Source organism: Stenotrophomonas sp. YJH_SMC_131 (assembly GCF_059367975.1).
This window is the reverse complement of record NZ_JCAFRJ010000003.1, coordinates 334159-356581: the sequence shown is the minus strand read 5'-3', so window position 1 is coordinate 356581 and position 22423 is coordinate 334159. Positions and strand designations below refer to the sequence as shown.

Sequence of the window (22423 nt, the reverse complement as noted above, 5' to 3'; positions counted from 1 at the left end):
TGCTTGCCCGGCGGGCCGCCCTATGCTCGGCTCACCCCCTTCCTCAAGGCGCCGCCGTGTTCGCCAGCCTCTCTCTCCTGATCCGCCACCTGCTGGCCTGGGCTGCCGCGCTGGTTGTCGCCGGCATGGTCTGGAGCGGCATCTTCAGTGGCATGAACGATGGCCCGGGCTGGATCTTCGGGCTGCTGGCGATGTTCCTGATTATTTCCGCGCTGGGCAGTGCCATCACCCACATCCGCCGGGTCTGGCTGGTGGCCGGTCGCCTGGATGCCACCACCCTGTCCGGCCGCCAGCGCCGCCAGATCGAACTGCCGATGGACGCCGGCCACGCCTTCTCGGTGGTGGAGGCGGCGATTTCCGAACTACCGCGCGTCGAAGACGTGGAAAGCTCGGCCGGCAGCCTGCAGGTGCGCGCCTATGTGCGCCGGGTCGACCTCTGGAACGGCCGCCAGCCCTCGCGCTGGAACCTGCCGGCGCGGCTGGCCATCAAGCGCAACAGCGTGCTGGCCACGGTGACACCGGGGCAGGGCACCAGCACCGTGACCCTGCTGTTCGAACCCGATGCCGGCTGGTGGGCCGACCTGCTGGCGCTGGACGAAGGCAGCAACTACGAGAACGCCGAAGCAGTCACCCGTGCGATCAGCCGCCGCGTCGCCGACCAGCGCCGCGACGAACAGGCTGCGGCCGAACAGACCCAGGTGGAAAAGGAACTGTCGGTGGCACGCTTGAACCTGTTGCATGCGCAGGTGGAACCGCACTTCCTCTACAACACGCTGGCCAACGCGCAGGTACTGACCCGCACCGATCCGGCGCGTGCCGAACAGATGCTCGGCCACCTCATTCAATACCTGCGCAGCTCGTTGCCGCAGGTGGACGAATCGGTATCCACGCTGGGCGTGGAGCTGGACCGCACCCGGGCGTACCTGGAAATCCTGCGCATCCGCATGGGCGCACGCCTGGCGGTGGAAATGCAGGTACCGAACGAACTGCACGGCGTGCACCTGCCGGCGATGGCACTGCAGACGCTGGTGGAGAACGCGATCAAGCATGGCCTGGAACCCAAGCCCGGCGGTGGCACGATCTGGATACTGGCGCGCGGCTTCGATGACCACGTGACCGTGACCGTGGCCGACGATGGGCTGGGCTTCGGCCAGGGCACCAGCGGTACCGGCATCGGCCTGAAGAACCTGCGCGAGCGCCTGCGCCTGACCTGCGGCGAGCAGGCCGGCGTGGCGATCGTTGCCAACTTCCCCAGCGGCGTGGCCGCGACCATGACCCTGCCGCAGTCGCACAAGGAGCGCAGCCATGCCGCTTGAAGCCCTGATCGCCGAAGACGAAGAACTGCTGCGGCAGTCACTGGTGGAACAGCTGGGCCGGCTGTGGCCGGAGCTGAAGCTGGTGGCCGAGTGCGAGGACGGTGCCAGCGCGCTGGAGCAGCTGGCCGAGACGCGGCCGGACATCGCGTTCCTCGACATCCGCATGCCCGGCATCAGCGGCATCGAGGTCGCGCGCTCGCTGTCCGAGCTGAGCCCGCGCACCCAGGTGGTATTCGTCACCGCCTACGACCAGTACGCCATCGATGCGTTCGAGCAGGGCGCGATGGACTACCTGTTGAAGCCGGTCAGTGATGAGCGCCTGCTGGCCACCCGCGAGCGCATCCTGTCGCGGCTGCCATCGACGCGACAGGACGATGCCGTGCTGGAGCGCCTGCTGCAGCGGCTGGGCCCGTCGCAGGGCGCAGCGGAGCGCCCGCCACTGGCCTGGATCACCGCCAGCAACGGCCGCGAGACGCAGCTGATCATGCTGGAAGATGTGGCCTACTTCCGCGCCGACAACAAGTACACCACCGTGGTCACCGCTGCCGGCGAAAGCCTGCTGCGCACACCGTTACGTGAACTGCTTGAAGTGCTCGACCCGCAGCACTTCCGCCAGATCCACCGCTCCACCATCGTCAACATGAAGGCGGTGGCAGCGGTGAGCCGCGACGACACCGGGCGCGGCGTGCTGCGCCTGCGCGGGCGCACGGAGACGCTGGTGGTCAGCCAACCGTTCATGAGCCTGTTCCGCGGCATGTAGCCGCGCCGCAGTCTCCGCCGCCATGAGCATTGCATGCGTTTTTTCCTGCTTGTCGGCCTCGCCGCATTGGCGCTTGCCGGTTGCCGGAAGTCCACTGAAACCGCGATCACCCGCACCACTGCCAATAGCGTGGACACGCTGTACAGCAAGCGCACGGTAGTGGACGGCGTGGCGCGTTTCGAGTGCATGGCCAGCCGCAGCGGCCAGTGCCATTACCTGGTGCTGGACCCGGCCTGTCGTCCTGATGCCGCCTGTGCGAAAGCGCCGATACGGTCGTTCGCGTTGGCGGCCGGCACGACCCGGGAGTTCAGGGGCCTGCCGAAGGGCTTCGCCCAGTGCGTCAGCGAGGATCGGAAAGAACAATGCCACCGTGAGTGATCACGGTGGCATTGTGGCTCCCCCCGCTTCCCTGAAGGGTCAGTAGGCAGGCTGTAGTGTCAGGTCGTGGTGGTGCTCGTTCTCGCCCACGTGGTTGAGGCGGCCGACCAGTTCGGAGTGCTGCTTCATGCGCCCGATCTCGGTCATGATGCGGATGTCCTCGTGGCGCAGCTCGCGCTTGGCGGTGACCGCCTGCTTGTAATCGAGCACTTCCGGGTAATGCTCGGCCAGGTCCAGTGCCTCGGCCACGTGCTCGACGCTGTCGGCCTTGGAGCTGATGCGTGCGCGACTGTTGAACGCCTTCATCCAGCGCTCGAAACCGGCCTGCTGATCGAACATGTTGGCCATGAACCAGATCACGAACAGGATCGACACCCACGAGCCGAACACGACTACCACGCGGGTGAACGTGATATGGAAGTCGTCGCGCCAGAGGTAGTTGGCGATCAGGCCAAGAATCAGCAGCGAGGCTGCCTGCCAGCCGACGATCGAGGCGATCAGCCATTGGCACTTGGCCTGGGCCAGCACCGCGACTTCATCGCGGATCTGCTGCTCGCTGAGATTGCGCCAATGCGCGACCTGTTTATCGAACGGGCTGCTGTAGAGCTCGTTGTCGCGAAGCAGAATTCCCAAACCCTTGAACAAAGCAATCATGGCTGGCTCCTTGTGGAACGTGCGTCGATCAGCATTGGACGGTGTGGCGGTTCCAGTTCTAGCACTTCCAGCGAGCCGTGCAATGGGCGCAATGCCAAGCTGCGCAAGGGCTTCCCCTGAATCGGTGAATGTTGTTGCATCGCAGCATCGAAGGCGCTGCCTGCGACAGGATGTCGCAGGGTGAAATGTGCTGCGGCCGCACATGAAACCGTGGCTGAGTACGAAGACTCGCCGCCGGCGTCGTGATCGCCCAGAATCGGGGCCGACCGCGCAACTTGCGGCCATTCTTTCGCTTTTCCTGGACCAGTGATGCCGGCTCTGCTGCAGCGACTCTCCCGCCCCGTCACCGCGCCGATCCGGCGCTGGGTGCTGGAGGCCTTCCCCCGTGGCCAGAGCGGCATCGATTACGACCAGCCGCTGGGTGACCCGGGTTGGTTTGGACCCGACAGCGTGACCTGGCGCCTGCACGCCGAGTTCCCCTCGATGCTGGCCGGTGGCCTGTGCGCGCTGATGCTGCAGACCCTGCATCCGCGCGCGCTGGCCGGGGTCTACGATCACTCCAATTTCCGCCAGGACCTGGTGGGTCGCCTGCGTCGCACCACCGCGTTCGTTGCCGGTACCAGCTATGCGCCCACCGGCGAGGTGGAGGCGCTGGTGGCCAAGGTGCGCCGCATCCATGCACGGATCCGCGGCCAGACCGCACAGGGCGAACCCTACGCCGCCGACGATCCGCAACTGCTGACCTGGGTGCATGTGACCGAGGCGTTCGGGTTCCTTCAGGGCTTCCGCCGGTACGGACGGGAGGTGCCGGCACACATCGCCGACCGTTACTACGATGAGTACCGCGGCGTGGCCGAGGCACTGGGTGCGGTGGACGTGCCGCGCAGCGAAGCGGAAGTGGCGGCGTACTTCTGTGCGCGGCAGCCGGAGCTGCGCGTCGACGAGCGCTCGCGCGAGGTGCTGGAGGTGCTGTCCGGCGTGCGCCTGCCGGTACCGGTGCCGGGGCTGTCGCGCGAAGTGTTCCTGGGTGCAGGCGCGGCACTGCTGCCGGACTGGGCCGAAGGCATGCTTGAACGCAGTGGCCGTCAGCGCGCGCAGGCCGCCGCGTCGGCGAAGCTGATGCAGGGCATGGCGCCGCTGTTCCGCCGTGCGTTGCCCGATGGCCTGGCCAGCCGCGCCTGTGCGCGCATGGGCGTGCCGGTGTCGGTGCTGCGCGAGTGGCCCACCGTTCCCCGGTAGGTGCCAACCTTGGTTGGCACGCGTTGCGCGCGGTGCCGCAGGAGCCGCAGTAGATCCACACCATGCGTGGATGGGCCTTACCCCGCCGACTTCAACCCGCGCAACAGCATCTCCAGCGCCGCCGTCGCCTGCCGCAGGCGCACGTCGCCATCCTCGCCCTCGGCGATCCAGAACGCGGCCTCGGCCAGGCTGCCATAGATCAGCGACGCCAGCGCCTGCGCATTCACCGGCGCCACCACGCCCTGGGCAACCAGATGTTCGATCAGGTGCTGCATCGAGTGCACGCAGTGGCGCTGCGATTCCGGTGAGGCGCCACCGAGCACCGCGCGCGCGTCGCGCAGCACGATGCGCTGGATCTCCGGTTCCAGCGCCATCTCCAGGTACGCGCGGCAACGCTGCACGAAGCCCTCCCAGGCATCGTCGGCGGCATCACTGATCGCCTGCAGGCGCTGGTCGGTCTCGGCATCGAGCTGGGCGACGACAGCTGCCAGCAGACCCTTCTTGTCGCCGAAGTGGTGGTACAGCGCGCCGCGGGTCAGCCCAGCCTGGGCGGTCAGGTCGTCCATCGAGGTGGCGGCATAGCCATGCTCGCTGAACACCCGGCGGGCGGTGGCCAGGAGGGTGGCGCGGGTTTCTTCCATCTCGGCGCGGGTGCGGCGAACCATTCAGAGCTCCTTACATACATAGTGCATGATTATTTACATACGGCGCGTATGAATGTAGGCTCTTATTCATACGCCCTGTATGTATTGTCATGGCGCCCCGTGCGCCAAGCAAGTCGCTGCCTTGGAGAACCTGATGGCCACCCCCTATCGCGACCTGTTCGCGACCCCCGGCACCGCCGGCCTCGCCCTGGCCGGGCTGCTGGCACGCCTGCCGCTGCCGATGACCGGTATCGGCATCATTACCTTGCTGTCCCAGCTGCGCGGCAGCTATGCACTGGCCGGTGCGGTGTCGGCCACCTTCGTGCTGACCTATGCGTTGCTGTCGCCGCAGGTGTCGCGCTGGGTCGACCGGCGCGGGCAGGGCAGGGTACTGCCATGGGCCACTGCGGCCAGTGCGTCCGGTCTGCTGTTGCTGCTCGCGTGCACGCTGCTGGCCGCGCCGGACTGGACGCTGTTCGTTGCGGCGATGCTGGCCGGCTGCATGCCCAGCGTGTCGGCGATGGTGCGAGCGCGCTGGACCGCGACCCATCGCGGACGACCACAGCTGCAGACCGCGTATTCGCTGGAGACCGTGTTCGACGAGGTGACCTTCATCGCCGGGCCACCGTTGTCCGTCGGATTGTCGGTGGCGGTATGGCCACAGGCTGGCGTACTGGCGGCCGCCCTGCTGCTGGTGGCCGGCGTCGCCGCACTGGTGCTGCAGCGGGGCACCGAGCCGCCGATACAGCACTACGAAGGTGCAACATCCTCGCACTCGCTGCTGCGGCAACCGGAGATCCGCCTGCTGGCGTTGCTGATGCTGGCGATGGGCGTGATCGTCGGCACCGTCGACATCACCAGCGTGGCATTGGCCGAGCTGCGCGGACAGCCACTAGCTGCCAGCTGGGTGCTGTCGGCCTACGCGCTGGGCAGCTGCGCGGCGGGGCTGCTGTTTGGTGCCCTGAAGCTGCCGATGCCGCTGCCGCGCCTGTTGCTGGCCGGAGCAGCGGCCACCGCATTGACCACGTTGCCGCTGCTGTGGGTCGGCAGTCTGCCGGCACTGGCCGCTGCGGTACTGCTGGCCGGGGTGTTCTTCGCGCCGACGATGATCGTGGCGATGTCGCTGGTTGAACAACGCGTGCCCGAAGCACGCCTGACCGAAGGCATGACGTGGCTGCTGGCCGGCCTCAACATCGGCGTGGCGCTGGGCGCGGCGCTGTCTGGACAGAGCGTCGATGCGGCGGGCGTGCGCAGCGGTTTTGTGGTTGCGCTGGCGGCAGGCGGTGGCGTGCTGCTGTTCGCCTTGCTCGTGCAACGTGCGCTGCGCCCGTCTGCCGCGTCCACATCTCCTGAAGGAATCATTCCGTGAGCGCTTCATCGCCTGCGCATGCCGCGTCTGTGCCCCGCCATCCGTGGTGGGCGGTCTCCGCCGTCGGCCTCGCCACGTTCTCGGTGGTCACCACCGAAATGCTGCCGGTCGGCCTGCTGACTCCCATCGCCGAAGATCTCGGCGCGTCCACCGGCACCGCCGGCCTGATGATCTCACTGCCCGCCCTGCTGGCGGCAGTGTTCGCCCCGCTTGCGGTGATCGCAGCCGGTGGCATCGATCGTCGCCGCATCCTGTGTGCGCTGTTGGGCCTGCTGCTGGTCGCCAACCTTGCGTCGGCGCTGGCACCTGGCATCGGCTGGCTGTTGGCCGCGCGTGTGCTGGTGGGGTTCTGCATGGGCGGCATCTGGACCAATGCCGGTGGGCTGGCAGCGCGCCTGGTACCTGCGCAGCGCATCGGTCTGGCCACCTCGATCATCTTCGGGGGCGTGGCCGCAGCTTCGGTGCTCGGCGTTCCGTTGGGCGCGCTGATCGGGGATGCATTGGGCTGGCGCAGCGCGTTCGTGGCGATGACGTTGTTCAGTGCGGCGGTGATGCTGCTGCATCTGCGGGTGGTTCCCGCGTTGCCGGTCAGCACATCGGTGCGCCCGCGTCAGTTCGTGCAGCAGCTTGGCCAGCGCAACCTGCGGCGTGGCCTGTGGCTGACCGGGCTGCTGGTGTCCGGGCACTTCATCGCCTTCACGTACGTGCGGCCGCTGCTGACGTCCGTATCGGGCGTGGATGCGTCGTGGATAGGTGCACTGCTGTTTGGGTACGGCCTGGCTGGCATCGCCGGCAACTTCATCGCCGGGCCGCTGGCTGCGCGCCATCCATGGGGCACGCTGCTGGCGATAGCCTCGGGCCTGCTGCTGACGCCTCTGCTGTTCCTGTGGGTGGGAAATGCGCCCTCCGCAGGTATTGCAGTGCTGCTGCTGTGGGGTCTGGCCTATGGCGGTGTATCGGTGGGCCTGATGAGCTGGATGATGAAGGCGGTGCCGCAGGCCGTGGAGATCGCCACCGCGTTGTATGTGGCGGTATTCAACATCGGCATCGCAATGGGTGCGTGGGGTGGTGGCCGCCTGCTGGATGGCGTGGGCCTGCATGCGAATCTGTGGGCTGCGGCGGTGTTGGCTGGGAGTGCCCTGCTGATGGCTGCCATCACCCGCAGGTAGATCCACGCCATGCGTGGATTCCTACCCCGTGCCGACCAAGGTCGGCACCCACCAGAGCAAAGTATGTGCCGACCAAGGTCGGCACCCACCAGAGCGGAGTATGCGCCGACGAAGGTTGGCCGCTACCCGGAAATGAAACGGGCGCCTTGCGGCGCCCGTTCCGGTTACATCACCACACCTTGACCCGCTTGTCCGGGGCCAGGTACAGCTTCTGGCCTTCCTTCACTTCGAACGCCGGGTACCAGGCGTCGATGTTGCGCACGGTCAATGCGCGGAACTGGCCCGGGGCATGCACATCGGTCAGCAGCGAATTGCGCAGCGCCTGCTCGCGGCTCTTGCTGCGCCACGCCTGGGCGAAGCCGAGGAAGAAGCGCTGGTCCGGGCTGAAGCCTTCCAGGGTCTGGCCCGGCTTGCCCTGCAGCGACAGCTGGTAGGCATCGTAGGCGGTACCCAGGCCAGCCACGTCGGCGATGTTCTCGCCCAGGGTCAGCTTGCCGTTCACGTGCACGCCGGGGAACGGCTCGTAGCTGCTGAACTGCGCGGCCAGCGCATCACCGGCGGCGTTGAACTGCTTCAGGTCCTCGGCGGTCCACCAGTTGTGCAGCTTGCCGGTCTCGTCGAACAGCGCGCCGGCGTTGTCGAAGCCGTGGCTGATCTCGTGGCCGATCACCGCACCGATCGCACCGTAGTTCACCGCGTCATCGGCAGCGCCGTCGAAGAACGGCGGCTGCAGGATCGCGGCCGGGAACACCAGGCGGTTCTCCAGCGGCACGTTCATCGCATTGATGGTCTGCGGCAGCATCGCCCACTCGCTGTGGTCGACCGGCTTGCCCAGCTTGGCGATGTTGCGCTGGTACTCGAACAGCTCGGCGCGCTGTGCATTGCCCAGCGGGTCATCACGGCGGATCTCCAGGCCGGTGTAGTCGCGCCACTTCTCCGGATAGCCCATGCCCACGGTCAGGCCCGTGACCTTGGCCTTGGCATGCGCCTTGGTCTGCGGCGACATCCACGACAGCGCGTCGATGCGCTTGGCAAAAGCGGCGATGATGTTCTTCGCCATCTCGTCCGCACGCTCCTTGGTCCTGGCGTCGAAGTGCTTTTCGACGTAGCGCTTGCCGATCGCTTCGCCGACGGCATGGTTGGCATCGTCCACCGCGCGCTTCCAGCGGTCGCTCTGCTGCGGCGTGCCGCTCAGCGCGGTGCCATGGAAGGCGAAGCGGGCATCGGCGAACTTCTTCGGCAGGTAGGCGGCGGCACGGTCCAGCGCGTGGAACGCCAGGTAGTCCTTCCAGGCGTCCAGCGGCTCGGTGGCGACCAGCCTGGACAGGCCGGCCACGGCCTTGGGCTGCCACACGATGAAGTCCTGCTGGTTGCCCAGCGCCGCCGCATCGAGGAAGGCGTTCCAGTCCAGGCCCGGCGCCTTCGCATTGAAGTCGGCCTGGGTCCAGGGGTTGGCGCCCTTGGTCACGTCGTTGGTTTCTTCCTGGGTGGCATGTGCTTGCGCGATCTTCGTTTCCAGCGCGAGGATGCGCTGCGCCTTGCCGGCCGGGTCGGCGACGCCGGCCAGCTGCAGCATCTGTGCGATGTAGGCCTGGTACTGCTTGCGCAGTTCGGCCATGCGGCCATCGCCCAGGTAGAAATCGCGGTCGGGCATGCCCAGGCCGCCCTGCACCAGGTACGGCGCGGTGCGATCCGGCTGCAGCATGTCCACCGACACCCACAGGCCGAACAGGCGGTCGGTGTAGAAGTTGGTGGCGTTGAGCAGGTCGACGTCGGCGCGCAGGTCGCCGCCGAGTGCGCGGGCCAGCCCGGCCTTGTCGGCGATCGCATCGATGGCCTTCAGCTGCGGCTGCACCGGCGCCAGACCGTGCTGCTCGATGCCGGCTTCGTCCATGTAGGCGGCGTAGTAGTCGCCGATCAGCTTGTCGTCGCCGCTGGCCTGGGTGTTGCCGGCGGCCCCTTCCAGGATGGCGCGGGTGTCGGCCAGGGTCTTCTCGGCAATGACATTGAAGCTGCCGAAGCGCGAGCGGTCGGCCGGAATCTCGGTGTTCTTCACCCAGGTGCCGTTGGCGAAGCCGAAGAAGTCGTCGCCGGCGGCGATGCTGCGGTCCATGCCGCTGGCATCGAAGCCGAAACTGCCCAGCATCGGCTTGGCCGCAGCGGGGGCGGCATCGGCCGGCGCGGTGGCACCGACGGCCGGGTCGGCCGGGCGGTCACAGGCGGCCAGGGACAGGCTGGCAACAATGGCCAGCGCCAGGGTGGGACGGCGCAGCTTGGACATGGACTTCTCTTGCAGCGGAAAACCCCAAGTCTAATCCGCTCCGGCGCCACTGGCCGCCCCCCTGCGGGGCCCGCCCTGTGCAGGATCTGGCTGAACGTGCGGATGCGATCTTCACGCCGTCACCGGGGTGGTGCATGCTGGACCCTCGAGCCCTGCGCGGACACGGGGAGGTGGCCATGCAGGACGGGGTCAGGCGTCAAGAATGGCGTCCGCCGGCCGTTGAGGTCGGGGACGTGGAGGATTCGTTCGCGCATGAAGCCAGCCGACTGCACAAGGAACATCAACCGATGCCCGCGCTGAAACGGGCGTTGGCCCGGCCGCTGCGCGCCATCACCTGGGGCGGTGTGCTGCTGGGCGTACTGCTGGTGACCGGTCTGGCCCTCATGCTGGTCAACGACCACCACCGCCGCCTGGAAGCGGCGCAGCGGCAGAGCCGCGCGCTGGCGGTGGGCAGCGAGCGCCTGCTGGCGCTGGAGCTGCGCAACCTGGAGCGGGCCATGACCGGCATCGCCGCCGACGCCGCGGAACTGTTCCGCAGCGTGCCGGCACAGGCGCCGGCCTTGCTGGATGCCTCCATCGGCGGCGTGCTGGGCCGGCACGCCGAACTGCACAGCATCGTGGTGCTCGACAGCTATGGCCGCGCATTGACGGCCGGCAAGGGCGACCTGCAGTTGCCGTTGTGGACCGATCCGCAACGGCGCGGCTCGGGCAGCGCGCTGTACATCGGCCCGCCGCAGCGTGCCAGCGACGGGGGCTGGGTGGTCCCGCTGGCGCTGCCGATGGCCGATGGGCGCTGGCTGCTGGCACGGCTGCGCTGTGGCGAACTGCAGCGCATCGTCGGCGGCCTGGATGTCGGTCCCAACGGATTGGTCTCGATCAGCGATGCCCAGGGCTACATGCTGGCCCGCGTACCCGATCCGCATGGCACGGTGGGCCGCCGCTACGACCTGCCGCGCCGGGACCTGCTCGGCACGCAGGCAGTGGTCGAGCTGGGCAGCATGCCCGGCGTCGTCGACGGCGTGCCGCGCATCCTCACCATCAGCACGCTCGAACGCAGCCCGCTGGCGGTGCAGGTCGGCCTGGCCGACGAAGATGTACTCGCACCGTGGTGGCCGTACCTGAAGGCGTCGGTGGCGATCGTACTGGCCTACATCGCGGTGTTGCTGGTACTGCTGTACGCCGTGCGCCGCAGCACCCGCAGCCAGCAGGCGATGGCCGAGGAACTGAAGACGGGCCACGCCGAGCTGCGCCTGGCGCACCAGGTCGGGCGTGTCTGCACCTGGTACGTGGATGAGGACGCCGCGCTGCTGCGCTGGTCGCCGCTGGCCCGCGAGATCTTTGGGGTACAGACCGACGCCTTGCCGGTCGCGGATTTCTTCGCGCGCGTGCATCGCGATGATGCCGCGCGCCTGCAGCAGGCCTTTGACCAGGCCTTCGCCGGCAGCGCTGTGCTCGACCAGGTGTTCCGCCTGGTGCTGCCCGGGGGCGAGGTGCGCTGGGTCGGCGCGCGCGGGCAGCGGGTGGAAGTGGCCGACAGCGAACGGCGCATGATCGGTGCGCTGACCGACCTGAGCGAACGCTATCAGGCGCGCGAGCAGATGAGCGAAGTGGAACGCCGCTTCCGCCTGCTGTTCGACCGCAATCCTGCACCGTTCTGGGTGTTCGACCCGGATACGCTGCGCTTCATCGAGGTCAACGACGCTGCAGTGCGCCAGTACGGCTACAGCCGCGACGAGTTCCTGGCGATGAGCATCCTCGACATCCGCCCGCGCGAAGGCTGGGACGAAGTGCGTGGTGCCATCCAGCGGGCGAAGGTGGGCGATCCCCCCGACGCGACCGTCCGTCTGCACCGGCGCAAGGACGGCAGTGTGTTCGAGGTGCGCGCACACCTGTCCAAGCTCGACTTCGACGGGCAGCCCGCGTGCCTGGTGCTGGCCGAGGATGTCAGCGAGCGGCTGGCCTACGAGCGCGACCTGGCCTATCAGGCACGGCACAACCCGGCCACCGGCCTGCTCAATGTGCGCGCCCTGACCGAACAGTTGGACGAGCAGGAGGAGGGCTACACCATCGCCTTCGTGCAGCTGCGCGGGCTGCAGCTGGTGGCCGATACGCTGGGCCGCGAGATCGGCGATGCGGTGCTGCAGTCGATGGCGACCCGGCTCGGGGGCCTGGGCGCACGCTGTGGCACGCTGGCGTTCCAGCCGGCCGAGGATTTCGTCTTCGCCATCGGTGCCGAGCACGATACCCAGCGCGTGCTGGACGACCTGCTGCAGATCGTGTCGGCGCCGATGCGCGGCAAGGACTCGCTGCACCAGTTCGAGCCGCGCATCGGCGTGGCCGTGCACATCGCTGGTGACGGGCACACGGCCGAGCAGGTGATCGGCATGGCCGCGCAGGCCGCGCATGCGGCGCGCGCCGAGGGCAACGTGGTGGTCTGGTTCGACGCGGCCGTGACCACGCGCCTGGCCGACCGCCTGCGCCTGGCCGGGCGCATCCATGCCGCCATCGACAACGAATTCCAGCTGTATTTCCAGCCGATCCGGCATGCCGGCGATGGCAGCCCGGCAGCGCTGGAGGCACTGCTGCGCTGGCCGCAGGCCGATGGCAGCTTCATCCCGCCCAACGAGTTCATCCAGCTGTGCGAGGACACCGGGTTGATCCTGGCACTGGGCCGCTGGGTGATCCGCGCGGCGGCGAAGGCGCAGCGCCGTCTGGTCGAGGCCGGGTGGGGTGAGTTGCCGATCGCGGTCAACGTGTCGGCGGTTCAGTTCTTCAACAGCGACCTGGTGGCCGAATTCACCCGTGCCCAGCAGGATTTCGGCCTGGCCCGTGGCGCGCTGCACGTGGAGCTGACCGAGAGCAGCCTGATGCGCAAGCCGGCACAGGCGATGCAGACCATGCAGCGCCTGCACGAGCAGGGCATCCGCGTGTCGCTGGATGATTTCGGCACCGGCTATTCCAGCATGTCCTACCTGCAGCACCTGCCGCTGGACATCCTGAAGATCGACCGCAGCTTCGTCGCCGACGTGGAAACCAATCCACGCAATGCCTCGATCTGCCGCGCGCTGCTGTCGCTGGGCCACAGCATGGGCCTGACCATCATCGCTGAAGGCGTGGAGACGCCGGGGCAGCTGGACTGGCTGGCTGCGCATGGCTGTGACCAGGTGCAGGGCTACCTGTTGGGGCGGCCGGCGCCGCTGGAACAGATCATCGACGCGCTGGATGAGGTTCCCGCCTGATCGGGTTTCGTATGTGCCGGCCAGCGGCCGGCACTACCCGACCGAAGCACGACGGGGCTTCGTATGTGCCGGCCAGCGGCCGGCACTACCCGACCGAAGCATGACGGGGTTTCGTATGTGCCGGCCAGCGGCCGGCACTACCGGCAAGCGCCAGACTCGGCTACACCCCGGTATCCACCAGATGGTCGATGAAACTGCGCACCTTCGGTGCCAGGTGGCTGCGGCTGGTATAGACCGCGAAGATGCCGATCGGCGAGGCCTCCCATTCCGGCAGCACGCGCACCAGGCGGCCATCGGCCAGCGCGTCTTCCAGCAGGAAGTCGGGCTGCAGGATGACGCCCATGCCGGCGATCGCCGCTTCACGCAGCACGTCGCCGTTGTTGGCGTGCAGCAGGCTGTTCACCGCTACTTTCACTTCGCCGCCCGGCCCCTGCAGCGGCCAGTGGTCACCGGCGGCCCAGTAGCTGTAGCCCAGGCACGCGTGCGCCTGCAGGTCCTGCGGGGTCTGCGGGGCGCCGCGTGCGGCCAGGTAGGCCGGCGCGGCGCACAGGCTCACCCGCGATTCGCCCAGGCGGCGGGCGATCAGGGTGGGGCCCGGCTCGCGGGTGATGCGGATGGCCACGTCGTAGCCTTCCTCGACCATGTCCACCAGGCGGTCGGACAGGGCCAGGTCCAGTTCCACCTGCGGAAAGCGTTCGCGGTAACTGGCCAGCAGTGGACCGAGGCGGGCGATGCCCCAACTGACCGGTGCATTGATGCGCAGCATGCCGGAGGGCTCCAGCGCCTGCGCGCCGATGCTGGCCTCCAGCGCGTCGAACTCGGCCAGCAGGCGCACGCATTGGGCGTAGTAGGCGGCGCCGGTGCTGGTGGGGCTGACCCGCCGCGTGGTGCGATGGAGCAGGCGGGTGGACAGGCGCTTTTCCAGTGCGGCGACCTGGCGGGTAACGCCGGCGGTGGACATGTCCAGGGCCTGGGCGGCGGCGCTGAAGCCGTTGCGCTCGACCACCGCCACGAACACGCGCATCGCCTCAAGGGTGTCCATTGTTGCGCCTTCTGAAATAAATACGGTCAATCGATCGTATTTATCGGCCTGTGAAGGCGCAATAACCTGAGCCCACTCCCTTCAAGGTGCTTTCCGATGCACGCCACGACCGCTCCTGTTTCGCCGCTGGCCCCGTATGGCGCCACCCTGCTGCGCCTGGCACTGGGCGTGCTGTTCCTGGTCCATGCGCTGACCAAGCTGCTGGTATTCACCCCGGCCGGCACGGCAGCATTCTTCGAGTCGCTGGGCCTGCCCGGCGTGCTCGGCTACCTCACCCTCGGCGTCGAGCTGGTGATCACTGTCGCGCTCCTGCTGGGCATCTATGCGCGCTGGGTGGGCCTGGTCGGCGTGCCGCTGCTGCTGGGCACCATCGTCACCGTGCACGGCGCCAACGGCTTCGGTTTCGCCAATGCCGGCGGCGGCTGGGAATACCCGGCGTTCTGGGCGCTGGCGCTGCTGGTGCTGTTCCTGGTCGGCGATGGCAAGTGGACCCTGCGTTCGCGCTGATCGCCGCCTGATCCTGCAACTGGAGAATTCCATGTCCCGCCTGCCTTCGCTGTACATCTCCCATGGTTCGCCGATGACCGCCCTGCATCCGGGCCAGGTCGGTGTGCGCCTGGCCGAGCTGGCGCGCGACCTGCCGCCGCCGCGCGCCATCGTGACGGCCTCGGCGCACTGGCTGGGCCGGCAGCCGCTGGTCGGCGCACATCCGCAGCCGCCGACGATCCACGACTTTGGTGGCTTCCCGCGCGCGCTGTTCGAACTGCAATACCCGGCGCCGGGTGATCCGGCACTGGCCGAAGAAGTGGCCGGCCGCATCGCCGCCGCAGGCCTGACAGTGGCCATCGACCCGCAGCGTGGCCTCGACCACGGCGCGTGGGTACCGCTGCGGCTGTTGTTCCCGCAGGCCGACATCCCGGTGGTGCCGGTGTCGATCCAGCCGCTGCTCGGCCCCGAGCATCAGTTCGCGCTGGGCCGCGCGCTGGCACCACTGCGCGAACAAGGCGTGCTGCTGGTCGGCTCGGGCAGCATCACCCACAACCTGCACGACTGGGGCGACTACCAGGACGGCAAGGAAGCGCCATACGTGCGGCCCTTCATCGAGTGGGTGGAGCAGCGGCTGGCCGCTGATGACCGCCAGGCGCTGTTCGATTACCGCCGGCAGGCCCCGTTCGCCGAGCGTGCGCACCCGACCGACGAGCACCTGCTGCCGCTGTTCTTCGCGATGGGAGCGGCCGGCGAGGGCGGTTTCGGCGCACGCCGCATCGACGCCGGCATCGATGCCGGCTTCCTGGCCATGGATCTGTACCGGTTCGACGGGGCATGAGCCGGGGCTGACGCGCGGCGGCCCCGGCCGTCGCGGTCAGGGCCGCATGTGGTAGTTTTTTCCGGGTTTCCGGCGCTGGCCCTCGTGCCTCCCCACGCGCCGCTTCCTGGAAGAAGCATGCATACCATTGAAGTCGTCCTGGCGATGCTGGTGGCCGTTGTCGCCAGCGGCTACCTGGTTCGCGTCCTCCCGTTCTCGCTGCCGTTGCCGCTGGTGCAGATCGGCCTGGGCGCGGTGATCGCCGGCGTGTTCAACCGCGGCCATGCGCTGGAGCCGGAAGTGTTCTTCCTGCTGTTCCTGCCGCCGCTGCTGTTCCTGGATGGCTGGCGCATTCCCAAGCAGGGCCTGTTCCGCGACAAGGGCGCGATCCTCGAACTGGCGTTCGGCCTGGTGGTGTTCACTGTGATCGGCGCCGGCCTGCTGATCCACTGGATGATTCCGGTGATGCCGCTGGCAGTGTGCTTCGCGCTGGCGGCCATCGTCTCGCCGACCGACCCGGTGGCGGTCGGGGCGATCGCCTCCAAGGCACCGATCCCGAAGCGCCTGATGCACATCCTGGAAGGCGAGTCGCTGCTCAACGATGCGTCCGGCCTGGTCTGCTTCCGTTTCGCGGTGGCCGCGGTGATGACCGGCTCCTTCTCGCTGGCCACGGCCTCGCTGACCTTCCTGTGGGTGGCGGTGGCCGGCCTTGCCGTGGGCGTGGCGGTCACCCTCGGCGTGTCCACCTTCCAGCGCTGGTTGTGGCGCCGCTTCGGCGAAGAGCCGGGTGCGGCGATGCTGGTCAACCTGCTGATTCCGTTCGCGGCCTACCTGCTCGCCGAAGAAATCCATGCCTCGGGCATCCTCGCTGCGGTCGCCGCCGGTATCGCGATGAGCTACGTCGAGCTGACCGGCCGTGTCTCCGGCAGCATGCGCGTGCAGCGCGCGGGCGTCTGGAACATGCTGCAGTTCAGCTTCAACGGCATCATGTTCGTGTTGCTGGGCGAGCAGCTGCCGGGCATCGTCGAGCGCGCCACCACCACCATGAACGAGTCCGGCCACCAGAGTGCATGGTGGCTGCTGGTATACGTGGTGGTGATCAACCTGGCGCTGATCCTGCTGCGCCTGCTGTGGGTATGGCTGTCGCTGCGCTGGAACCTGCTGCGCGCGCGCCGCCGTGGCCTGGAGCGGGGCGAGGCGCCGAACTGGCGCATCGTGGTGGCGACCTCGGTGGCTGGTGTGCGCGGCGCGATCACCCTGGCCGGTGTGTTGACCCTGCCGCTGTTCCTGCCCGATGGCAGTGCGTTCCCGGCGCGCGACCTGGTGATCTTTCTGGCCGCGGCGGTGATCCTGTTCTCGCTGATCGGCGCCAGCGTGGCGCTGCCGCAGCTGCTGAAGGGCCTGCAGCTGCCAGCCGATTCGGGCGAGCGCAAGGAAGAGGACCTGGCACGCAAGCTGTCCTCCAAGGCCGCGCTGGCCGGGGTCGAACGCATGCGCCAGCAGCTGGTGATGAACCAGAACACCGAGAACGTGCAGCTGTACAACGATGCTGCCTCGCGGGTGAGCCTGCTGTACCAGCGGCACTTGGAGAAAGACAACGACGGCCCCGACGTGGACCCGGAGAAGGTGCGGCGCATGGAGCTGGGCTACCGCCAGCTGCGCAGCGCGGGCCTCAATGCCGAGCGCGAGGAACTGTTCCGGTTGACCCGGCGCGGGGTGATCTCCGATGAGATCTCGCGGCGCCTGATCCGCAACCTGGACCTGCTGGAATCGCGCAAGCGCGAATGACGCCTGGGACCGGGCGTTGCTGACGCTGACGCCTATTCCGCCCTGCCATGTAGAGCCGAGCCCGTGCTCGGCTGCGCTTGCTTCAGGCGTCATGAACCCGGAACGAAAAGCAGCCGAGCACGGGCTCGGCTCTACATGCCGGTGCCGGTTATTCCGGCTTCTGGTCCAGGAAATACACCTCGACCTTGCCCTTGACCTTGATGGTCATCGGATTGCCGCGGCGGTCGCGGGCCTTGCCGGCCTGCACGCGGATCCAGCCTTCGCTGACCGAGTATTCCTCGACGTTGTCGCGCTCGACGTCGTTGAAACGCACGCCAACGCCGCGCTCCAGCGCCTGTGCATCATGGAAGGGGCTGGCCGGGTTGATCGCCAGGTGGTCGGGAGGGGTATCGCTCATCGCTTCATTCACAGTGACGGCCACCAAGGCCGGCTTCAGCGGCACAGGATAAACCGTAGAATGCGGGCCTGCCCCAGAGGACGTTCCGCCATGCCCGACAACAGCGACTATTTCGACTTCGAGGAAGACATCCACGACTTCGACGAGGAGGGCTTCGAGGCGCGGGTCTGGAACCTGCTGGTGCTGATCAACCCGGGCGACGAAGAGCTGGCCCTGCAGCAGTTCAACCGCTGGCGCGAGCACCTGTCCGAGGACGGGCAGCCGCTGGAAGCGGACAGCGACTGGCTGCCGGCCCTGTTCACGGCCATCGCCTGGCAGTCCGGTTTCGATGTGGAGCGCGATGACCTGGAATCGCTGCAGTCGGCGGTGAACGAGCTGTCGGCGCGCTTCAACCTGCAACTCGACTGGGGCGGCGACCTGGATGACGAGGACTTCGCCGAGGGCCTGGACGGCGTGCAGCTGATGTCCACCGCCTTCGACCGCCTGCGCGAGCACAACTACACGCTGTGGAGCGTGGATGCCGGCAGCGACGGCTTCACCGGCGTGATGGCGCTGACCCGCGACGACGACGCGATGCTGGCGCTGTGCTCGCTGCTGAACGTGGAAATCCGGCTGGGCAGCGACCCGTTCTGAGCGATGGGCCGATCCGCCGGGCACGACCCGGCGGGGACGATCTGCTGGGCGCGGCCTACGGCCGGTACTGCGCCCTGGCGTTGGCAATCACCGCTTTGACCAGCTCGCGGTCGGTGTGCCGGGAAATCGCCCGCGCACCGAGCGCTATTGCCTGTGCGCGCAGCTCGGCAGTGACGTCGTAGTGAGCACCGCTGGCCTTGTTCTGGAAGGCCCGCGGGGGAATGCCGAGCTGCGCCGCCATCGCGTGCAGCTCGGCCAGGGTGTCGGCCATCAGGTGCGCCCAGCGCTGTCCGCGCCAGGGATGCACCGCGTCATCGACGTAGACCGTCACCGCCGCGGCCGGTTCAGGCCTGCGGCTTGCTGTCGCTGTCAGCGGCCGGGGCGGCCTCGGCAGCGGCTTCTTCGGCCGCGTCGCCTTCGACGGCTTCGCCTTCTTCGCCCTCAGCGGCGTCGACGCCTTCGAATTCGGCAACCAGCTTGTCCAGGTATTCGTCAGCGGTCTGCTCGGATTCGGCAGCCAGGGTGTCCAGCAGCTTCTGCAGCAGTTCGGAGTACTCCAGGTTGACCTTGCGGCCTTCCTTTTCCTGCACGTTGGACAGGTGCTTGAGCATGGCCAGCATCGGCACCGGGTTTTCGGCGTTGCCCATGGTCTGGCCGCCGATGGCCAGCAGCCACTCACGGCCCTGCAGGCCGATGGCCGCTACCACCTGGCCGTCTTCGTTGGTCAGCACGGCATGGTTCTGCACCTGCTGCTGGGCATTCAGGCGGAGGAACGGGCGCTTGGCCTGCTGCTTCTTGCGCTTGTCGCGCTTGGCCTTGGAGTTCTGGGACATGGGGTGGGGTCACCTGGAAACGGAAAGACCGCCATTGTACCGGCCGCACACAGGCGGGGTCAGATCCCTTTCCATGGGAAAGGGATCTGACCCCGGTTCAATGTGCCACGGGCGCGGCCTCACCTTGCGCGGCCTGCACGTCCGGGTCGGCGGTGGGCGCCGACAGTCCCACCTGCGGGCCGGCACCGGCCAGGGCGGCCGCTTCGGCGGCCTGGGTCATCACCACGATGCTGATGCGGCGGTTGATCGGGTTCTGCGGGTCGGCCTTGTCGAACAGCACCGACGAAGACAGGCCGACCACGCGGGTGATCTTGCTGTCCTCCAGGCCACCGTCCACCAGCGCACGCCGTGCGGCGTTGGCACGATCGGCGCTCAGCTCCCAGTTGCCGTAGCCGCGCTCGGCCGAATAGGCGGTGATGTCGGTGTGGCCGGTCAGGCTGATCCGGTTCGGCACGTGGTTCAGGTAGTTGGCCAGCTCGTGCAGGATCTGCTGCGTATACGGCTTCAGCGTAGCGCTGCCGAGGTCGAACATCGGCCGGTTCTGCTTGTCCACGATCTGGATGCGCAGGCCTTCCGGGGTCAGGTCCAGCAGCAGCTGGTCCTTGAACGGCTCCAGTGCCTGGCTCCTGCTGATCGCTTCCTGCAGTTCCTTCATCAACGCTTCCAGCTGCTGCTTGTCGCGCTGCTGCTGGTCCACCGGCTGCGGCACCGCTTCCTTCTGGTTCTGGAAGGGATCGTTGCTGCTGCCGCGCGAGATGTCGGTGGCACCACCCAGCTTGATCATCGAGGTGCTGGCGCCGCCCGGGCCGGCCATGCCGGGCGCCGGCGTGGCGTTCTGCCCGCTCAGCGGGCTGGGGTTGCGGAAGTACTCGGAAATGGCCGCACGGTCGTTCTTGTTGGTGGTGGCCATCAGCCACAGCACCAGGAAGAACGCCATCATCGCGGTCACGAAGTCAGCATAGGCCACCTTCCACGAACCGCCATGATGGGCGGCGTGGCCGGCCTTCTTGACCCGGCGGACGATGACAGTGGGCTTGGTCTCGGCCATGGTTTACTTGACCGTCTTCAGGTGCTGCTCGAAATCGGAGAAGGCCGGGCGCACGTTCGACGGCAGCGTCTTGCGGGCGAATTCCAGCGCGATCTTCGGGTTGTAGCCGCGCAGGCAGGCCAGCAGGGCGGTCTTGACCGATTCATAGATGCGGCTGTCCTGCTCGGCGCGTGCCTCCATTGCTGCCGCCATCGGGCCGACGAAGCCGTAGCCCAGCAGGATGCCGAGGAAGGTACCGACCAGCGCGCCGGCCACGTGGCCACCGACCTCGACGATGTCACCGCCGATCGAGCCCATGGTGATGACGATGCCGAGCACCGCCGCGACGATGCCGAAACCGGGCAGTCCGTCGGCGACCTTGGTCAGCACCTGCGACGGCGCCATGGCCTCGGCGTGGTGCTTTTCCAGTTCCAGCTCCAGCAGCGGCTCCAGCTCGTGCGGCTCGATGTTGCTGCCGATCATCAGGCGCAGGCAGTCGGTGATGAAGTCGATCAGGTGGTGGTCGGCCTGCACCTTGGGGTAGTTGGCGAACAGGGCGCTCTCGGCCGGCCGCTCGACATGGTCTTCCAGGGCCATGAAGCCTTCGCGGCGGGCCTTGTTGAGCAGTTCATAGAGCAGGCTGAGGACATCGATGTAGTCCTGCTGCTTGTAGCGCGGGCCCTTGAACACGCCGACCATGGCCTGCAGGGTCTGCTTGACCGTCTTGGCCGGGGTGCCGACCAGGAACGCACCCAGTGCGGCACCGCCGATGATGACCAGCTCGTAGGGCTGCCAGAGGGCACCCAGGCGGCCGTGGGCACCGAGGTAGCCCCCGATCACGCTGATGATGACGACCAGGAATCCAACGATGATGAGCATGGGGCGACGCAAGGAGAGGGGATATCTCCTTGTCGGCCCGTCACCCGGTTTTCTGAAGAGGGAATTCTGTGAAATCGGTCAGCGGGGTGTTTCAGCCCGCCACACCGCTTTCCGCGCCGCCACGCTGCAACGGGTCGGGCCAGGGCTCGCCATTGCCGGTGAACGAAAGTGAGACGGAGTTCAGGCAGTGGCGCTCGTAGGTGGGCGGCGGACCATCCGGGAACACGTGGCCGAGGTGGCTGCCGCAGCGCGCGCAGGTGATCTCGGTGCGCACCATGCCATGGCTGGTATCGCGGATCTCGCGCACGTGCGCCGGGTCGAACGGGGCGAAGAAGCTGGGCCAGCCGGTGCCGGAATCGAACTTGGTGCTGGAGCGGAACAGCGGCAGCGCGCACAGCCGGCAGCAGTAGACGCCCTCGCGCTTGTTGTCCAGGAACACGCCGCAGAACGGCGCTTCGGTACCGTGCTGCAGCAGCACGCGGCGCTCTTCGCTGCTGAGGCCGGCGATCAGCGCCTCGGTCTGGGTGGCAGTGGGGGGCGTCAGGTCGAAGGCAGTCATGCCGGCTCTCCGTGGGGTCGATGGCCTGGGGATGCCGGAAAACGTGGGGGTGCCGGCGCGCGCTTGCAAGTGTGACGGCCGTTCATGGGCGGCACACAGGTGCAGGCGCAAGGTAAGTGCGATCCACGCCGGAGCGTGCCATGAAACCGACCCTTCCCCTGCTGCTGATGGCCCTGTTGCCCACGTTGGCGCTGGCCCAGGTGCCTGCTGCCGACCCGACGGTCACCCGCAGCGCGACCACCGTGGCTCCGGCGCCGGTGGTACCGCCGCCGCAGGCCGCACGCCCCCAGCCGCAGGTGCTGCCGTCGCCGCAGCCGGCGCAGCCGATCAGGTCCACGGGTCCTGCCCGGATTGCGCCCACCCCGGCGCCGAGGCCGGCCGACAAGGTCTATGACCGCAATGGCCGCATCGTGCCTGGCGTGCGCCCGGCTGGCCCGAACCGGGTGTTCGATTCGCGTACCGGCCGCTATTACGACAGCGTGCCGGCCGGCGATGGGCAGCAGATCAAGCGCTGACCTCGGATGCCAGGCAAGGGTGGCAGCTTCCACACACTGCACGGCCTGAACGCACGAAAACAACATCCTGCCGATCACTGCTTTTTCGCCTGCGATTAACCGTGCCGGGACCACCGTGGCCCTGCGCCGGCATTCCGCCGCCGCATGTCCTTTGTCCACTGGGTCGCGATCATGAAAAACCAGCAGAACCGTCATCCCGGCAAGGAACCGCAGGGCCGCAACCCGCAGCATCAGCAGCAACAGCAGCAACAGCAACAGATGGAACCGCAGCAGCCGCACAAGGGTGGCAAGCAGCAGGAACAGCGCTCGCAGAAGCATCCGCAGCAGCGCTGACTGTCGACATGACCGGGGTCAGAGTCCGCTGCGCGGGCTCTGACCCCTCGCAATCCCTGGCC

General features: G+C 67.8%; 23 protein-coding genes. 13 read left to right on the top strand and 10 right to left on the bottom strand.

The features are described 5' to 3' along the window. Positions 1–56: 56 nt before the first annotated feature. From AC5P56_RS09010 to AC5P56_RS09000, 3 genes are read left to right on the top strand one after another with little or no spacing between them, the layout of a single operon-like run. Positions 57–1316, top strand: coding sequence for a sensor histidine kinase (locus AC5P56_RS09010; RefSeq protein WP_049441365.1), 1260 nt, complete (start codon positions 57–59; stop codon positions 1314–1316). Further along, on the top strand, positions 1306–2076 hold the full coding sequence (locus AC5P56_RS09005; protein WP_049441363.1) for a LytR/AlgR family response regulator transcription factor: 771 nt from the start codon (positions 1306–1308) through the stop codon (positions 2074–2076). Before AC5P56_RS09010 ends, AC5P56_RS09005 begins: the two co-directional genes overlap by 11 nt. Positions 2077–2109: 33 nt before the next feature. Next, positions 2110–2454: a hypothetical protein gene (locus AC5P56_RS09000; protein ID WP_111205904.1), complete on the top strand. Its 345-nt coding sequence runs from the start codon at positions 2110–2112 to the stop codon at positions 2452–2454. Between the two features lie 39 nt (positions 2455–2493). Here AC5P56_RS09000 and AC5P56_RS08995 read toward each other — a convergent pair whose 3' ends face one another. Next, the gene (locus AC5P56_RS08995) at positions 2494–3108 is read right to left on the bottom strand and encodes a hypothetical protein (RefSeq protein ID WP_014645784.1); all 615 of its coding nucleotides are present in this window, start codon (positions 3106–3108) and stop codon (positions 2494–2496) included. 309 nt (positions 3109–3417) lie between these two features. Here AC5P56_RS08995 and AC5P56_RS08990 point away from each other — a divergent pair, with 309 nt between their 5' ends. Then, entirely contained in the window at positions 3418–4347 is a 930-nt protein-coding gene (locus tag AC5P56_RS08990) for an oxygenase MpaB family protein (RefSeq protein WP_049441361.1), read from the top strand. Positions 4348–4424: 77 nt separating this feature from the next. On the opposite strand, the gene AC5P56_RS08985 is transcribed toward AC5P56_RS08990, so the two are convergent. Then, on the bottom strand, positions 4425–5012 hold the full coding sequence (locus AC5P56_RS08985; protein ID WP_014645786.1) for a TetR/AcrR family transcriptional regulator: 588 nt from the start codon (positions 5010–5012) through the stop codon (positions 4425–4427). A 133-nt stretch (positions 5013–5145) separates the two neighbouring features. Here AC5P56_RS08985 and AC5P56_RS08980 point away from each other — a divergent pair, with 133 nt between their 5' ends. Together AC5P56_RS08980 and AC5P56_RS08975 are read left to right on the top strand one after the other, a co-directional pair. Next, positions 5146–6360, top strand: a complete 1215-nt coding sequence (locus AC5P56_RS08980; RefSeq protein WP_134808466.1) for an MFS transporter — start codon at positions 5146–5148, stop codon at positions 6358–6360. Then, positions 6357–7529 (top strand): MFS transporter, encoded by a 1173-nt coding sequence (locus AC5P56_RS08975; RefSeq protein ID WP_495231544.1) that lies wholly within the window; start codon positions 6357–6359, stop codon positions 7527–7529. The genes AC5P56_RS08980 and AC5P56_RS08975 overlap by 4 nt, the downstream gene beginning before the upstream one ends. Before the next feature lie 169 nt (positions 7530–7698). Here AC5P56_RS08975 and AC5P56_RS08970 read toward each other — a convergent pair whose 3' ends face one another. Then, the gene (locus AC5P56_RS08970) at positions 7699–9810 is read right to left on the bottom strand and encodes a M13 family metallopeptidase (protein WP_032959257.1); all 2112 of its coding nucleotides are present in this window, start codon (positions 9808–9810) and stop codon (positions 7699–7701) included. Positions 9811–9986: 176 nt separating this feature from the next. Here AC5P56_RS08970 and AC5P56_RS08965 point away from each other — a divergent pair, with 176 nt between their 5' ends. Continuing rightward, a complete protein-coding gene (locus AC5P56_RS08965; RefSeq protein WP_049441356.1) occupies positions 9987–13049 on the top strand; it encodes a bifunctional diguanylate cyclase/phosphodiesterase in 3063 nt (1020 codons plus the stop codon). Positions 13050–13209: 160 nt separating this feature from the next. Here AC5P56_RS08965 and AC5P56_RS08960 read toward each other — a convergent pair whose 3' ends face one another. Beyond that, positions 13210–14091, bottom strand: a complete 882-nt coding sequence (locus tag AC5P56_RS08960; protein ID WP_049408296.1) for a LysR family transcriptional regulator — start codon at positions 14089–14091, stop codon at positions 13210–13212. 96 nt (positions 14092–14187) lie between these two features. On the opposite strand from AC5P56_RS08960, the gene AC5P56_RS08955 reads away from it, so the two are divergent. From AC5P56_RS08955 to AC5P56_RS08945, 3 genes are all read left to right on the top strand, one after another. Beyond that, positions 14188–14598 carry a DoxX family membrane protein gene (locus tag AC5P56_RS08955; RefSeq protein WP_197603021.1) on the top strand — a complete coding sequence of 137 codons (411 nt, stop codon included), beginning with the start codon at positions 14188–14190 and terminating at the stop codon, positions 14596–14598. Positions 14599–14629: 31 nt separating this feature from the next. Then, positions 14630–15418 carry a DODA-type extradiol aromatic ring-opening family dioxygenase gene (locus AC5P56_RS08950; RefSeq protein WP_197603019.1) on the top strand — a complete coding sequence of 263 codons (789 nt, stop codon included), beginning with the start codon at positions 14630–14632 and terminating at the stop codon, positions 15416–15418. A gap of 117 nt (positions 15419–15535) precedes the next feature. Beyond that, positions 15536–17185, top strand: a complete 1650-nt coding sequence (locus tag AC5P56_RS08945; RefSeq protein WP_014645794.1) for a Na+/H+ antiporter — start codon at positions 15536–15538, stop codon at positions 17183–17185. A 148-nt stretch (positions 17186–17333) separates the two neighbouring features. Here the strand turns inward: AC5P56_RS08945 and AC5P56_RS08940 are convergent, their stop codons facing one another. Continuing rightward, positions 17334–17582: a DUF3297 family protein gene (locus AC5P56_RS08940; protein ID WP_005415112.1), complete on the bottom strand. Its 249-nt coding sequence runs from the start codon at positions 17580–17582 to the stop codon at positions 17334–17336. Between the two features lie 90 nt (positions 17583–17672). On the opposite strand from AC5P56_RS08940, the gene AC5P56_RS08935 reads away from it, so the two are divergent. Next, a complete protein-coding gene (locus AC5P56_RS08935; RefSeq protein ID WP_032959249.1) occupies positions 17673–18215 on the top strand; it encodes a DUF6630 family protein in 543 nt (180 codons plus the stop codon). A 55-nt stretch (positions 18216–18270) separates the two neighbouring features. On the opposite strand, the gene AC5P56_RS08930 is transcribed toward AC5P56_RS08935, so the two are convergent. The 5 genes from AC5P56_RS08930 to msrB all read right to left on the bottom strand — a co-directional run bounded on the left by AC5P56_RS08930 (position 18271) and on the right by msrB (position 21513). Continuing rightward, complete coding sequence (locus tag AC5P56_RS08930; RefSeq protein WP_046428626.1) at positions 18271–18546, bottom strand: DUF4031 domain-containing protein; 276 nt, start codon at positions 18544–18546, stop codon at positions 18271–18273. 13 nt (positions 18547–18559) lie between these two features. Next, a complete protein-coding gene (locus tag AC5P56_RS08925) occupies positions 18560–19048 on the bottom strand; it encodes a hypothetical protein (RefSeq protein WP_046428629.1) in 489 nt (162 codons plus the stop codon). A gap of 97 nt (positions 19049–19145) precedes the next feature. Continuing rightward, positions 19146–20096 carry a flagellar motor protein MotB gene (gene motB, locus AC5P56_RS08920; protein ID WP_046428632.1) on the bottom strand — a complete coding sequence of 317 codons (951 nt, stop codon included), beginning with the start codon at positions 20094–20096 and terminating at the stop codon, positions 19146–19148. A gap of 3 nt (positions 20097–20099) precedes the next feature. Then, entirely contained in the window at positions 20100–20954 is an 855-nt protein-coding gene (motA, locus tag AC5P56_RS08915) for a flagellar motor stator protein MotA (RefSeq protein WP_014645799.1), read from the bottom strand. Positions 20955–21045: 91 nt separating this feature from the next. Continuing rightward, positions 21046–21513 (bottom strand): peptide-methionine (R)-S-oxide reductase MsrB, encoded by a 468-nt coding sequence (gene msrB, locus AC5P56_RS08910; protein ID WP_005415117.1) that lies wholly within the window; start codon positions 21511–21513, stop codon positions 21046–21048. A 140-nt stretch (positions 21514–21653) separates the two neighbouring features. Between msrB and AC5P56_RS08905 the strand changes: the two genes are divergently transcribed. Beyond that, a complete protein-coding gene (locus AC5P56_RS08905; RefSeq protein WP_014645801.1) occupies positions 21654–22028 on the top strand; it encodes a hypothetical protein in 375 nt (124 codons plus the stop codon). Positions 22029–22172: 144 nt separating this feature from the next. After that, complete coding sequence (locus AC5P56_RS08900; RefSeq protein WP_495231543.1) at positions 22173–22361, top strand: lana protein; 189 nt, start codon at positions 22173–22175, stop codon at positions 22359–22361. Positions 22362–22423: the final 62 nt, after the last annotated feature.

Coding starts and splice junctions, on each gene's coding strand:
- AC5P56_RS08950 (WP_197603019.1), top strand. CDS start 14,630: ATGTCCCGCCTGCCTTCGCTGTACATCTCCCATGGTTCGCCGATGACC.
- AC5P56_RS08925 (WP_046428629.1), bottom strand. CDS start 19,048: ATGTCCCAGAACTCCAAGGCCAAGCGCGACAAGCGCAAGAAGCAGCAG.
- msrB (WP_005415117.1), bottom strand. CDS start 21,513: ATGACTGCCTTCGACCTGACGCCCCCCACTGCCACCCAGACCGAGGCG.
- AC5P56_RS08935 (WP_032959249.1), top strand. CDS start 17,673: ATGCCCGACAACAGCGACTATTTCGACTTCGAGGAAGACATCCACGAC.
- AC5P56_RS08980 (WP_134808466.1), top strand. CDS start 5,146: ATGGCCACCCCCTATCGCGACCTGTTCGCGACCCCCGGCACCGCCGGC.
- AC5P56_RS08965 (WP_049441356.1), top strand. CDS start 9,987: ATGCAGGACGGGGTCAGGCGTCAAGAATGGCGTCCGCCGGCCGTTGAG.
- AC5P56_RS08945 (WP_014645794.1), top strand. CDS start 15,536: ATGCATACCATTGAAGTCGTCCTGGCGATGCTGGTGGCCGTTGTCGCC.
- AC5P56_RS08940 (WP_005415112.1), bottom strand. CDS start 17,582: ATGAGCGATACCCCTCCCGACCACCTGGCGATCAACCCGGCCAGCCCC.
- AC5P56_RS08995 (WP_014645784.1), bottom strand. CDS start 3,108: ATGATTGCTTTGTTCAAGGGTTTGGGAATTCTGCTTCGCGACAACGAG.
- motB (WP_046428632.1), bottom strand. CDS start 20,096: ATGGCCGAGACCAAGCCCACTGTCATCGTCCGCCGGGTCAAGAAGGCC.
- motA (WP_014645799.1), bottom strand. CDS start 20,954: ATGCTCATCATCGTTGGATTCCTGGTCGTCATCATCAGCGTGATCGGG.
- AC5P56_RS09000 (WP_111205904.1), top strand. CDS start 2,110: ATGCGTTTTTTCCTGCTTGTCGGCCTCGCCGCATTGGCGCTTGCCGGT.
- AC5P56_RS08900 (WP_495231543.1), top strand. CDS start 22,173: ATGTCCTTTGTCCACTGGGTCGCGATCATGAAAAACCAGCAGAACCGT.
- AC5P56_RS08985 (WP_014645786.1), bottom strand. CDS start 5,012: ATGGTTCGCCGCACCCGCGCCGAGATGGAAGAAACCCGCGCCACCCTC.
- AC5P56_RS08955 (WP_197603021.1), top strand. CDS start 14,188: ATGCACGCCACGACCGCTCCTGTTTCGCCGCTGGCCCCGTATGGCGCC.
- AC5P56_RS08990 (WP_049441361.1), top strand. CDS start 3,418: ATGCCGGCTCTGCTGCAGCGACTCTCCCGCCCCGTCACCGCGCCGATC.
- AC5P56_RS09005 (WP_049441363.1), top strand. CDS start 1,306: ATGCCGCTTGAAGCCCTGATCGCCGAAGACGAAGAACTGCTGCGGCAG.
- AC5P56_RS08960 (WP_049408296.1), bottom strand. CDS start 14,091: ATGGACACCCTTGAGGCGATGCGCGTGTTCGTGGCGGTGGTCGAGCGC.
- AC5P56_RS08970 (WP_032959257.1), bottom strand. CDS start 9,810: ATGTCCAAGCTGCGCCGTCCCACCCTGGCGCTGGCCATTGTTGCCAGC.
- AC5P56_RS08905 (WP_014645801.1), top strand. CDS start 21,654: ATGAAACCGACCCTTCCCCTGCTGCTGATGGCCCTGTTGCCCACGTTG.